We start from the raw sequence: 13,067 nt of genomic DNA on the forward strand, positions 1-13,067 counted from the left end.
CCGGCTTCGGTCTGACACACTGATCATGCCCAGCATCGTGTGTCCCGGGAGTGTTCGCCGATGACAAACCGCGCACGGCTCGCAGCCGACCCGGGATCGCTCGTGGACCATTCCGGCCGCTCGGTCACGGATCCTCCTCGGGGCGCCGGGACGGCTCCGATCGCGGTGACCGGGGGAAGCCGACTGAGCTGGGCGGTGCTGACCGTCGGGCTCGTCGCCGCCGGCTGCTACCTGCTGGCGCCCACCGGCGCGCTGGCCGATGCCGTCTACGCGGCGCTGGGCCTGGTCGGCGTGCTCGGCGTGCTCGGCGGCGTAACCCTGCACCGACCCGCCCCGGCGCTGCCCTGGTGGCTCATGGCGCTGGGCCTGGCGCTGTGGGTCGTGGGTGACACGTTCTACGCCTACGCCGAGGGCACCGTCCACGTGGCGCAGGACCTGGCCAACGGCGGCGACGTCTCCTACCTGCTGGGCTACCCGCTGTTTGCCGTGGCCATCGCTCAGCTGGCCCGGGCCCGTGGCCTGCGGACCGACCTCGCCGCCACCCTCGACGGGATGCTGCTGGCCTGCGGCCTGGGGCTGATCTGCTACGAGCTGCTGCTGCGTCAGGCTGAGGCCGGAAGCCTGTCGGTGTGGCACCAGGTGGTGATCTTCGGCTACCCGCTCGGCGACCTCGTGGTACTGGTCGCCCTCGTGCACCTCGTCGCCAGCCCCGGTGGCTGGGGTACCTCGGCACGGCTGCTGTTCGGAGCCGTCACGCTGCTGATCGCAGCCGACCTGGCCAACTCGGTCGTCGAGCTGCGCACCGGAGACTCACCGCGCGGTCTCCAGGTGCTGTGGCTCGCCTCCTACGTGCTGTGGGGCAGCGCGGCGCTGCACCCGACGATGACCCGGCTCACCGCTCCGGCCGAGCACGCCGAGGAGCGGTTCGGCCGGCTCCGGCTGGTCGCGCTGGTCCTTGCTGTGCTCGTCGCTCCGGCCACGCTGGCCACCCAAGCGGCGCTCCACACCCGGGTCGACGTGTGGGGGGTGGTGATCGGCGCCGCGCTGATGTTCAGCCTGGTCGTGGTGCGGATGTACGTGGCGCTCAACGAGGTCTCACGGTCCGAGGCCGCGCGCACGAGACTGCAGCTGCAGCTGGCCCACGAGGCGAACCACGACTTCCTGACCGGCCTGGTCAACCGGCCCCAGGGGCTGCGGATGGTGGCCAACGCGCTGCACCGTGGCCGGCGGAGCGGAGCGACCGTGGCGCTGCTCTTCGTCGACCTCGACGGCTTCAAGCGGGTCAACGACGTGCGCGGCCACGCCGCCGGCGACGAGCTGCTGCAGCTGGTCGCCCGCCGGCTGGAGGCCCAGGTGCGCGCCGGCGACGTCGTGGCCCGGCTCGGAGGTGACGAGTTCATCGTGCTGCTCGACCCCGTCGACGACCCGCCGGCGGCGATGCGCGCGGCCCGGCGCGTGGTCAGCGACCTGGCCGAGCCGTTCGAGCTGACCCACGGCGGCCCGGTGACCATCGGAGCCAGCGTGGGCGTGGCCGTCAACGCCGGCCTGGGCACCGACGCCGACACGTTGCTTCACCACGCCGACCTGGCGGCCTACCGCGCGAAGTCGAGCGGCAAGGGTCGTGCGGACCTCTACGACCTCGCCCTGCGGAAGGCGGCCAGCGAGCAGGCGGCGCTGGAGGGCGCGATCCGGCAGGGCATCGACAACGAGGAGCTGCGCGCGTTCTACCAGCCCATCGTGGGCGTGCAAAACGGCCGGGTCCTGGGCTACGAGGCGCTCGTGCGCTGGGAGCGGCCGGGGCACGGGATCGTCTCGCCGGCCGAGTTCGTCGCGGTGGCCGAGCAGTCCGACCTGATCTGCGACCTCGACACCTGGGTGCTGCAGCGCGCCTGCACGGACGTGGTCTCCTGGAACGGCGACCTGGACCGCGACCAGGTCTACGTCTCGGTGAACATCTCCGCGCGCCACCTCGCCCGGTCGCGCGTCACCACCGACATCGAGGCCGCCCTGGCCGCGACCGGGCTGCCCGCCGACCGGCTCGTCGTCGAGGTCACCGAGACCGCGCTGGCCGACGAGCTGAGCTCGGTGCAGCACCTGCACCGGTTGCGCGAGCTGGGCGTCAAGATCGCCATCGACGACTTCGGCACCGGCTACAGCTCGCTCTCACGCCTGCAGGAGATGCCGGCCGACCTGCTCAAAATCGACCGCAGCTTCCTCGACGACAACCGTCGCGGCTGGCGTGAGGTGCTGCGGCTCACGGTGGGCGCCGCTCACGCGGTCGGACTGCGCACCATCGCCGAGGGCGTCGAGCATCCCGAGCAGCTGGCGACCCTGCGACGACTCGGCTGCGACGCGGTGCAGGGCTACCACCTGGCGCGGCCCATGCCGGCCGGCGCGGTGCCGGCCTTCCACCGCGCCTCGCTCATCGGCTGAGGGCGAGCCGCTCGGCGAGTCCGGAGGCGCGCTGCACCGTGCGGGCGACCGCGGCGCGCACGGCCGCCTCGGTGCCCAGCACCCTCACCCGCGCCTCGGCGCGGGTGACCGCGGTGTAGAGCAGCTCGTGGGTCAGCAGCGGCGACTCCGGCGGCGGTAGCACCACGCTCACCTCCCGTGCCTGGGAGCCCTGCGACTTGTGCACCGTCATCGCGTACAGCGTCTGCACGTCGGCCAGCCGGGTGGTGGCGAACTCCCGCGGCCCCTCGGCTCCGGGCACGACCACCCGCAGCCGGCCGTCCGCGGCCCGGACGGTGACGCCGGTGTCGCCGTTGTAGAGACCCTGACCGTGGTCGTTGGCCAGCACCAGGACCGGTCGCCCGGCGTACCACTCCTCGTAGTGGGTGAGGCCCGTGCGGTCGGCCAGCAACCGCTCGACCCACCGGTTCCACCCGGTGACGCCGTACGGGCCCGAGCGGTGGGCGCACAGCAGCCGGTGCGCCTCCAGGGCCTGCAGCGCGGCCCCGCTTTCGCCCGCCTCGGCGGCGGCCGTGACGGCGTAGGCCGCGTCGACCGACACCTCACGGAAGGACGCGACGGCCTCGGCGTCCGTGGGGTCGACCAGCTCCACGTCGGCCCCCGTGGTGAGCACGTGCATCACCTGGTCGGCGTCGCGCACGCGCAGCGCCTGCTCGAGCTCGGCGATCGAGCCGGCGAAGCGGTGGGTGGTCTGCAGCGCCTCGACCGGGGAGTCCGAGCGGCCGTGGAGACCGTCGACGAGGTCGGCGAGCACCGCACCCGCCTCCACCGGTGAGAGCTGGCCCGGATCACCCACCAGCACCAGCCTCGCGTCGGGCCGCAGCGCCTCGAGCAGCCGGGCCATCATCGTCAGCGACACCATCGAGGACTCATCGACCACCACCACGTCGTGCGGCAGCCGGTGGTGCCGGTCGTGGCGGAACCGGTTGCCGGTGCGCGGCTGCAGCGAGCCGAGCAGCCGGTGGAGCGTCACCGATCGCAGGTCGGCGAGCCTTGCGGCGTCCTCGGCCGGCAGCGCGCGCAGCTCGCGCCCGACCGACTCCTGCAGCCGCGCCGAGGCCTTGCCGGTGGGTGCGGCCAACGCGATCCGGGCCTCGGGCTGCTGCTCGGTCACCAGCGCCAGGAGCCCGGCGACGGTGGCGGTCTTGCCCGTGCCCGGCCCGCCGGTGAGCACCGTGGTCAGCCGCGACGCCGCACGCGTGGCGGCCGTGCGCTGCTCCTCGTAGCCCGGTCGGGGGAAGACGCGCGCGGCTCCGGCGGCCAGAGCACCGGCGTCGACCTGCGGTGCCGGCGCGGCGAGCCGCTGCAGCAGGTCGTCGCGGACCTGCACCTCCTCGCGCCAGTAGCGATCGAGGTAGAGCCGGCCGAGGTCGATCCGCAGCAGCCGCTGCCCCACCAGCGGGCTCGCCCGCACCCGGTCGGTCCAGGAGGCCGGGTCGGGCCACGGCAGCTCGGCCGTGTCGAGCAGGCCGGTGCCGGTGCCGTTGCTCCCCGTCGGCGCCGGCACCTGCACCGTGTCGGCCGCCGTGGCGAGGTCGAGGCAGGTCGCACCCAGCCGGACCGCACGGGCGGTGAGCGCCAGCGCCAGCAGCACCTCGGCGTCGTGCTCCTCGACGATGACGCCGAGCCGGGTGGCCACGTGCACGTCGCCCGCGTCGAGCACGCCTGCGGCGTTGAACTCGCCCAGCAGACCGCCGGCGCGCAGCGCGATCCGGCGGTCGTACGGGTCGGTGCCTTCGGCGCTCATCGCGCACTCTCCTGGGCCGCCATCAGGTCCGACAGCTCGACGATCGTCGCGGCCGGGGGCGTCCAGGCCAGGACCCCGCACGGCTGGCCGCCGACCACCGGGGTGTCGGGCCCGCACATGCCGCGGACGTAGAGGTAGAGCACCCCGCCGAGGTGCCGCTCGGGGGCGTAGCCGGGGAGCCGCCAGCGCAGGAAGCGGTGCAGCACCACCGAGTACAGCAGCGCCTGCAGCGGGTAGTGCGAGTGCAGCATCGACTCGGCCATCGCGGGAGGCGTGTAGTCCCACGCGGTCAGCACCCGGTCGGGCCCGCCGAGTCGGTTGGTCTTGTAGTCGACGACCACGAAGCGCGGCTCGCCGTCGCCGCCGGGCACCCGCAGCACGACGTCGATGGAGCCGCTGAGGTAGCCACGCAGCGGCTGGTCGCCCAGCGAGGGCACCGCCAGCCGGGTGGCGTAGTCGCGGAGCAGGTCGTCCGCAGGCAGGTGGCGCAGCATCACCTCGCCCACCGTGCGCAGCAGCGGTGCCTTGCGTGTCGCCGTGTCGCCGCCGGCCAGCGGGAACTCGAAGTCCAGCTCGCTGAGCCGGTCGCCGAGCCCGATCTGCGCGAGCGTCAGGTCGGCGGCCAGCGGACCGAGCGGCGTGTGCTGCATCGGCAGCAGCCCCTCGACGAGCTCGTCGATGCCGGCCTCGACCGGCCACCATCGCAGCTGCTCGACCACGCAGCGCCGCAGCTCGGCCGCGAGGTCGGGCGCGGCCGGGTCGGCGTGCTCGAGCACGCCGTGCACCAGGGACCCGAAGGTGGCGCCGGAGGGAAGGCCCTCCATCGGCGACACCGGGCCGTCCGTGCCGGCCGCCGCCGACGGCAGCCCGGCGTCGTCGAGACCCTCACCCTCGACGTCGTCGGCCTCGTCGACCGTGCCGGCCTCCTCGGGCTCGGAGTCCGCGGCGGACGTGGCCGTCCTCTCCTCGGCCCGGATCAGCCCGGAGTAGGAGGTGCGACGCCAGTCGGTGTCGATGCCGCGGTCGAAGCGTCGGGCGGCCGGCGCCAGCGGACCCTCGGCGACGGCCGGGGCCTGCTGCTCGACCGGCTCGGCCGGGGCGACGCCGATGGCGCCGGCGGCCTGCCAGCGGGCCAGCCGGGCGTCGACGTCGGCGTCGGGGATGCCGATCGGCACCAGGTTCGCCACCGTGGCCTGCCCGGGATCACGGCCCAGCAGCAGCCGGCTCACGCCCGCTCCGTCGGAGTCCTTGGACTGCGCGCTCCACAGCGTCACCTGGACCTCGGCCCGGGTGAGTGCGACGTAGGTGAGCCGCAGCTCCTCGGCCAGGTCCTCGTTGACGGCGGCCTTGCGGACCGACGCCGACGGTTCGCCGGAGACGTCGAGGCAGCGCCGCCCGTCGTGGTGGTAGAGGTGGACCTGCCGGTTCGGCAGCTCGCGGTCGTGGAACGACATCGGCAGGTACACGAACCCGAACTGCAGACCCTTGCTGCCGTGCACGGTGAGGATCTGCACGGCGTCCTCGTCGGTGTCGAGCCGTCGGCTGCGCTCGGCGACGTCGCCGGACTCGCGCTCCTCGTGCAGCCACTCCAGCAGTGCGCTGGTGCCCAGCCGACGCCGTCGGGCGACGTCGTGCAGCGTCTCGGCGATGTGGGCGAGGTCGGTCAGGTGGCGCCGGCCGTCCTCGAGCGCGAGGACGCGCTCGGCCAGCCCGCCGGCGCGGATCGCCTCGAAGACGGCGGCGACACCGCGGCTGCGGAACAGGTCCAGCCACCGGCGCACCCGCTCGGCGAGGTCGTCGGTGAGCGCGTCACCGCCGGCCTCGAGCCGCTCGGCGGTGACGCCCATGAGCGAGGTCAGCGCCAGCGAGCGGACCCGCCGGGTGCTCTGCGGCTGGTCGAGCGCCTCGAGCAGCACCAGCCACTCCCGCCCCGCCGTACCCGCCAGGACGTCGCTGCCGGCGGTGACGACGCTGGGCACGCCGTGCCGGGTGAGCTCCGCCCGGAACAGCTCCAGACCGGTGCGCACCGGCAGCAGGATGGCGATGTCGCGCGGCTCGACCCGCCGTCCCGCGAGGGTGGCGCCCGAGGCCAGGAGTGCGGCGATGTCGCCCGCCATGTCGGCAGCGATCCGACGGCGCAGCTTGTCGATGGCGACGTAGCCCTGCTTGGTGGTGCCCAGCTCGGCACCGTGCACGACGCGCACCCGCACCGGCGTCGGGTCCTCGGCACCGGCCAACCGACGCTCGGCGTGGTGCGCGCGCACCGGCTGCACCCGGATCCGCTCGTCGCCCAGCTCGACGTCGTCGAGCAGCACCCCGAGGGCGTCGACCAGGGCTGCGTCGCTGCGCCAGTTCACCTCCAGGCTGCGGATGGTGCCGGCGACCTCGCGGGCGGCGAGGTAACTCGGCACGTCGCCACCGCGGAAGGCGTAGATCGCCTGCTTGGGGTCGCCGACCAGCACCATCGTGGCGTGGCCGTGGAAGGCGCGCTCGAAGACCTCCCACTGCACGGGGTCGGTGTCTTGGAACTCGTCGACCAGCACGATCCGCCACCGCTCGCGCATCCGCTCCGCCGCTCGGGAGCCCTCGGCCGCCAGGCTCGCGGCCAGCCGGCCGAGGAGGTCGTCGAAGCCGAGGATGCCGCGCTCGCGCTTGCGCCGGGCGACCTCCTCGCGGACCTCGGCCGCGAAGCGGTACCGCTCGCCGGTCGGCGAGTCGTCGGGGGCGTCGTCTGGCATCAGCCGGGCCTGGGGGTCGCCGACCGCCTCCTGGCCCAGGGTCATCGCGACGGCATGGGTGAACGGTGGCTCGGCGCGAGGGCCGAACCGGGCGAGGTAGACGTCGTCGACCACCTCGCGCACCAGGTCGTCGAGGTTCTCCACCAGGTGGGCGCCGGGATCGACGTCGCCGGCGACGCCGAGCGAGCGCAGCACCAGCTGGCAGAACTCGTGGATCGTGGCGATGGTGGCCGCGTCGTAGCCCGAGAGCGCCCGCACCAGCCGGCGCCGACGGTCGGCGAGCTGCTGCTCGGTGCCCTGCAGCAGCAGCGTGACCACCTCGTCGGTGGGGCCGACCGGCTCGCCGGCCAGCCGCAGCGCCAGCGCCCGCTCGGCCAGCCCCAGCTGGTGGCGCACGCGCGAGCGCAGCTCGCGGGTGGCGGCTCGCCCGAAGGTGACCACCAGCAGGTCGGAGAGGTCGGCGACGCCCTCGGCGACGTAACGGGTGACCAGGGCGCCGATGGCGAAGGTCTTGCCGGTGCCGGCACTGGCTTCGAGCACGGTGGTGCCGGTGGGCAGCGGACCCAGCAGGTCGAAGCCCTCGGGTCGGGTCGGGGAGGTCACGAGCGGCTCGCCTTCGACAGCGCCTCGTCCCACAGCGCCATGGCCAGCGCCCCGAGCCGGGACTTCTCACCGGCGTACTCCTCGCCGGGTCCGGGCGGATCGGCGAGGAGATCGGCGAGCGGCGTGCGCGGGCCCCAGACCCGGACGTGGGCGTCCTTCTCGTCCTCCCCGGAGAACCGGAAGGAGGACCACTTGTCGCGCGCGGCCCACTCGCACTGCCAGTCGGCGCCACGCTCTCGACGCCGGACGGCCCACGCGCGCGAGGTCTTCAGCGGCAGCGGCAGCGGACCGCGCAGGCCGGCGTCGTAGAGACCCAGCAGCCGGGTGAGCGTCGCCCGGGCATCGTCGGGCGGCGCGAACGTGACCGAGCCGAACGGCTGGCGCTTCGCGCGCCCCAGCGCCGTGGCCGTCCATCCGGCGCCGGGCGAGGCGGCCTCCAGCGCCACGAGGGTGATCCAGGCGTCGAGCTCCTGCTTGGCGTCGAGGGTGGAGTAGCCGGCCACCACGACGCGCCGGCCATGGATGCCGGTGGCGGTGCCGACCAGGCGGCGGCCGTCGGCGAGACCGACGTGGAGGTCGCGAGAGGTCTCCGCGAGACCCGCCCGCACGGCCTCGGCGGCCTCGGCGATCGGAGTGGTGAGCTCGGCGATCGAGCGCAGCCGGTGCCAGCCGAGGCTTCCCGGCGGCAGCTCACCGCGCCGCCACTCCCGCTGCAGCGCCTGCTGCGGCGAGCCCTGGTCCAGCAGCTGGCGCAGCAGCCGGTCGCCGACGCCCCACGCCTGCAGGTTGTCCAGCTCCACCGGGATCCGGTCGGAGACCTCGGCGTGCTCACGCAGGAGCCCCACGTCGAGGCGTCGCCTGAGGAACGTGCCCACGGGGTCGCGGAAGAAGCCGACGAGGTCGGCGAGCTCGACGTCGGCCGGCGGCAGGGCGGGCAGCACGACGTCGGCCAGCCGCGGCGGGGTCCGCGGCGGGGCCGCGGCCGCGGCGGCCCCACGCGCGGCGTGGGTGTCGAAGGAGAACGGGGGCCTGCCCGAGAAGTAGCCGTGATGGAACGGCTGGATCCGGTGGGCGTGCACGACGCGGGCGGTGGCGCCCTCGACGGTGCCGTCGAGGGCGTCGAGGAGCTCACCCAATGGCACCGCGGGCGGCCGCTCGGCCGAGGTGGTCTCGTCGAAGCCGCTGTAGGTGACCACCAGCGTCTCGGTGGCGGCCATGACCGCGTCGAGCAGCTGCTGTCGGTCCTCGCTGCGCGGGTCGCGCTCGCCGGTGAGCGGACGCCGGGCGAGCACGTCGTCGCCGTCGTGCACGGTGGTGCGGGGGAAGACGCCGTCGTCGAGACCCAGCAGGCACACCACCCGGTGGGGCACCGAGCGCATCGGCACCATCGTGCAGACGGTGAGCGTGCCGGTGCGGAAGTTGGCGCGGGTGGGCCGGCCGGCCAACCGCTCGGCCATGAGCGCCCGGACGTCGGACAGGCGCAGATCGGGCGAGTGCCCCTCGGCGGCGGCGTCGGCGAGGTCGGCCAGCTCGGCGTGCAGCTGGGCCTGCTGCCACTCCTCGCCGCGGCCGACGGCGCTGAGCGAGCCGATGCCCTCGCGCAGCACGCCCAGCCAGTGCGCCATCGGGTGGACGCCGATCAGGGCGTCGGTGACCTGCGCGAGCCGGTCGACCAGCTCGGCCAGCCGGCCGGCCAGGTCGATGCTGGTGGACGAGACGTCGTCCAGCGGCAGCACGGTGCCGACGTAGCCGGGACCGTCGACCTGCGCCTCGTCGGACACCGCGACCCCGGCCAGCACCCGGTCGAGCCCGAACCGCCAGGTGTTCTGGACGTACTCGGCCAGCCCGAACTCGTCGCGGTGCTCGGCGTCGAAGGCCCAGCGCACCCCGGCCTGCTCCACCCAGCGGTGCACGGTCTCCAGGTCGTTGTCGGTGAGGCCGAAGCGGCGTCGGACCGGCTCGGTGGCCATGAGGTCGAGCACCAGGCTGGCCGGCGCGCGGCCGTCGGCCAGGTCGAGCACGGCGCCGACCACACCGAGCAGCGGGTTGGTCTGGGTGAGCGCGCGGTCGGCCAGGCGCACCTGCAGCCGCTGGCCCGGGTGGGCGCCGGCCACCGCCTCGCCGAGCCCGAAGGCGGCCTCGACCAGGGGTGCGTACGCCTCGATGTCGGGGCACATCACCACGATGTCGCGAGGCTCCAGCGTGGGGTCGTCGGCCAGCAGCCCGAGCACCACCTCACGCAGCACCTCGACCTGGCGGGCCGGTCCGTGGCAGGCGTGCACCTGGACCGAGCGGTCCTCGGGCGCGAGGGTGCGGCCCTCGGGGCGTGGCCGGTCGGCGGCGACGTCGGCCTGCAGCAAGCCGAGCAGCGTGGCCGGCCGCTGCGGCTCGAGACTCGCGGCCTCGACCGCGGTGTCGGCGTCGGGCCGCACGGTGAGCAGCGTGCGCTCGAGCTCGCGGACGTCACGGCCCAGCGAGGCCAGCAACGGATGGCCGATCGCCTCGTAGGAGATGTCGTCGCGCCGGACCTCGACGCCGGTGCGGCCGGCCAACGCCTCCCAGGCGACCGCGGAGGCGTGCGGCAGCCACAGGTGCACCGCGTGGTGGCGCCCGAGCGCGGCGAGCAGCTCGGCCTCGGTGACCGGGATGCGGGTGTGGCCGAACAGGCTCACCCGCTCCGGGAGCTCGCTGGGCGCCTCGCGCAACGCGCGCAGGACTTCGCCGTGGCGCACCACCGGCGAGACCAGCCCGGTGTGCGCCAGCAGCCGGCGCCACAGCTCGGCTTGCCAGGCGAGGTCGTCGGCCAGCGGCGCGCCCGTGCCGTCCTCGGCCCGGCCCGCCTCCCAGGCCTCGAGGAGCGCCGGACGCTGCACGGCGTAGCCGTTGAGCAGCCGGGCCAGTCGCCGCGCGGTGGCGTAGCGGCGCCCGCGGCGCAGCTCGTCGTCGGCGTCGACCCCGACCAGGCCCAGGTGCCGCGCCAGCGGGGCGCACCAGTGCTCCTCGCGCGCCGCGTCGACCACCTCCAGCAGCGGCCACACCAGCCGGTCGGGCGACCACGGATCGTCGCGCTCGCGCCCGGTGACCTCCGCGACCAGCGAGCGCGGCGAGCGGAACTCCACCCCGGCGCAGACGCCGTCGTCGCCTCCCCCATGGTCGGCAGGCCCGGTGCCCAACCGGTGCGAGAGCCGCTGGCTCAGCCACCGCTCCACCCCCTTGGCCGGGACGATCACCAGCTCCTGCGCGAACGGGTCGGGCAGGGGTGCGCGCAGCAGGTCGGCGAGGCCCTCGGCGAGGACGTCGGACCGCGGCGCGCGGTGGATCAGGAGTGGCACGCAGGTGAGGGTAGATCGGGGGTCGGACAGGGGGTCGGGGTGTGCGCCGCCGGGCGGCGGGGGTTTTGCCGGGCACCCGGCAAAACCCCGGGAATTTCGCTCCAGAAACGCGCAACGAGACGAGTTTCAGTCATACGACGCCCGATTCACCCGGTTCGCGCATCGCCAGCTCCCGCACCCCCGGCAGCTGGGCCAGCCCGTTGACCACCACCGAGAACGTCAGCAACGCCAGCGCCGACCCCGGGTGTCCCGCCGCCCAGAGACCCAAGGAGGCCATGGCGAAGACCAGCACCTTCACCACCGGCCGCACCAGCGGACCGCCGTACTGCGCCTTCGGCGAGGCGAACAGGAACCAGACCAGCACCACCGCGATCGCCGCGAGCACGCCCAGCCACCACCCGGCGGCGTGGGCGCCCCACACGTAGCTCGCGGCCATGGCCAGCAGCTCGTCGAGGAACACCAGCGCGAGCACGGTCCAGCCGAACGCCCTCACCGCAGCGCTTCGGCCATCGCCCTGCCCGCCGTGCGTCCCGAGAACAGGCAGCCGCCCAGGAAGGTGCCCTCCAGTGCGTTGTAGCCGTGCATGCCGCCACCGCCGAACCCGGCCACCTCGCCGGCGGCGTAGACGCCGGGCAGCGGCTCGCCGGAGGCCTGCAGCACCCGGCCCGACAGGTCGGTGTGCAGGCCGCCGAGGGTCTTGCGGGTGAGGATGTTGAGCCGGACCGCGATGAGCGGGCCCGCCTTCGGATCGAGGATCTTGTGCGGGGAGGCCACCCGCACCAGTCGGTCGCCGCGGAACTTGCGGTGCTGGCGCAGGTAGGTGACCTGGGTGTCCTTCGAGACGGGGTTGTCCATCTCCCGGTCGCGCTGCTCGATGATCGTGCGCAGCCGGTCGAGGTCGATCAGGTCCGAGCCGGCGACGGCGTTCATCCCCGAGACCAGCTCGGGCAGCGAGTCGGCCACGACGAAGTCCTCGCCGTGCTCCATGAACGCCCGCACCGGCCCGGCCGGCCCGGGCCGTGCGCGCGAGAGGGTGAGCTTGATGTCCTTGCCGGTCAGGTCGGGGTTCTGCTCGGAGCCGGATAGCGCGAACTCCTTCTCGATGATCTTCTCGGTCAGCACGAACCAGGAGTACTCGTAGCCGGTGCGCAGGATCTCGCGCAGCGTGCCGAGGGTGTCGAAGCCGGGCAGGTACGGCGCGGGGAACCGCTCGCCGGTGGCCGAGAGCCACAGCGACGAGGGCCCGGGGAGGATGCGGATGCCGTGGTTGGCCCAGATCGGGTCCCAGTTGCGCAGCCCCTCGGTGTAGTGCCACATCCGGTCGGGGTTGATGACCTGCCCGCCGGCGTCCTGCGTGACCTGCAGGAAGCGGCCGTCGACGTGCGCCGGCACGCCGGCCACCATCGACGTCGGCGCGGGCCCGAGCCGGTCGGTGGGCCAGTTACGGCGCACCAGGTCGTGGTCGCCGCCGATGCCGCCTGAGGTGACCAGCACCGCCTGGGCGGCGTAGTCGAAGTCCTCGACGACGTCGCGGTTGGTGGCGCTGCCGCGCTCGGCGGAGTCGGGTGCGAGCACGGCCCCGCGTACGCCGGTCACGACGCCGTCGGTGGTGACGAGCTCGTCGGCCCGATGGCGGAACTTGAACGTCACCAGGCCCTTGGCCACGGCCTCGCGCACCCGCCGCTCGAAGGGCTCGACCACGCCCGGCCCGGTGCCCCAGGTGAGGTGGAACCGGGGCACGGAGTTGCCGTGGCCGCCCGCGCGTCCGTCGCCGCGCTCGGCCCAGCCGACCACGGGAAAGATCCGGTGGCCCATCGACCGCAGCCAGGAGCGCTTCTCACCGGCCGCGAACTCCACGTACGCCTCGGCCCACTGCCGCGGCCAGTGGTCCTCGGGCCGGTCGAACTGCGCGCTGCCCAGCCAGTCCTGCCAGGCCAGCTCGTGGGAGTCCTTGATCCCGAGCCGGCGCTGCTCGGGGGTGTCGACCAGGAACAGTCCGCCCAGGCTCCAGAACGCCTGCCCACCCAGGCTCTGCTCGCCCTCCTGGTCCAGCAGGAGCACCTTCCGGCCGGCGTCGGCCAGCTCGGCGGTGGCGACCAGCCCGGCCAGGCCGGCGCCGACCACGATGACATCGGCCTGTCCGTGGAACGTCATTCCTGCATGTTCTCAGGTCTA

6 protein-coding genes are annotated in these 13,067 nt (G+C 74.3%); 1 reads left to right on the plus strand and 5 read right to left on the minus strand.

The annotated features are described in order from the left end of the window. Positions 1-165 precede the first annotated feature (165 nt). The gene (locus tag D9V37_RS17985; protein WP_147455996.1) at positions 166-2,433 is read left to right on the plus strand and encodes a putative bifunctional diguanylate cyclase/phosphodiesterase; all 2,268 of its coding nucleotides are present in this window, start codon (positions 166-168) and stop codon (positions 2,431-2,433) included. Here the strand turns inward: D9V37_RS17985 and recD are convergent. The 5 genes from recD to D9V37_RS18010 form a co-directional block, all read right to left on the minus strand. Then, positions 2,423-4,219, minus strand: coding sequence for an exodeoxyribonuclease V subunit alpha (gene recD / locus D9V37_RS17990; RefSeq protein ID WP_121807498.1), 1,797 nt, complete (start codon positions 4,217-4,219; stop codon positions 2,423-2,425). The two genes, D9V37_RS17985 and recD, sit on opposite strands and share 11 nt — an antisense overlap. Continuing rightward, positions 4,216-7,560, minus strand: coding sequence for a UvrD-helicase domain-containing protein (locus tag D9V37_RS17995; protein WP_121807499.1), 3,345 nt, complete (start codon positions 7,558-7,560; stop codon positions 4,216-4,218). Before D9V37_RS17995 ends, recD begins: the two co-directional genes overlap by 4 nt. Beyond that, complete coding sequence (gene recC / locus D9V37_RS18000; RefSeq protein ID WP_121807500.1) at positions 7,557-10,892, minus strand: exodeoxyribonuclease V subunit gamma; 3,336 nt, start codon at positions 10,890-10,892, stop codon at positions 7,557-7,559. Before recC ends, D9V37_RS17995 begins: the two co-directional genes overlap by 4 nt. Positions 10,893-11,022: 130 nt before the next feature. Beyond that, positions 11,023-11,385: a DUF2568 domain-containing protein gene (locus D9V37_RS18005; protein WP_121807501.1), complete on the minus strand. Its 363-nt coding sequence runs from the start codon at positions 11,383-11,385 to the stop codon at positions 11,023-11,025. Beyond that, positions 11,382-13,046 carry an FAD-binding dehydrogenase gene (locus D9V37_RS18010; RefSeq protein ID WP_121807502.1) on the minus strand — a complete coding sequence of 555 codons (1,665 nt, stop codon included), beginning with the start codon at positions 13,044-13,046 and terminating at the stop codon, positions 11,382-11,384. The genes D9V37_RS18005 and D9V37_RS18010 overlap by 4 nt, the downstream gene beginning before the upstream one ends. Positions 13,047-13,067 lie beyond the last annotated feature (21 nt).

Origin of the sequence: Nocardioides mangrovicus (assembly GCF_003674065.1) — a bacterium.
In the GTDB taxonomy this organism is placed as follows: domain Bacteria; phylum Actinomycetota; class Actinomycetes; order Propionibacteriales; family Nocardioidaceae; genus Marmoricola; species Marmoricola mangrovicus.

Bases quoted from the DNA above. Each gene is read 5' to 3' on its own strand.
- recD (WP_121807498.1), bottom strand. From the start codon at position 4,219: ATGAGCGCCGAAGGCACCGACCCGTACGACCGCCGGATCGCGCTGCGC.
- D9V37_RS18010 (WP_121807502.1), bottom strand. From the start codon at position 13,046: ATGACGTTCCACGGACAGGCCGATGTCATCGTGGTCGGCGCCGGCCTG.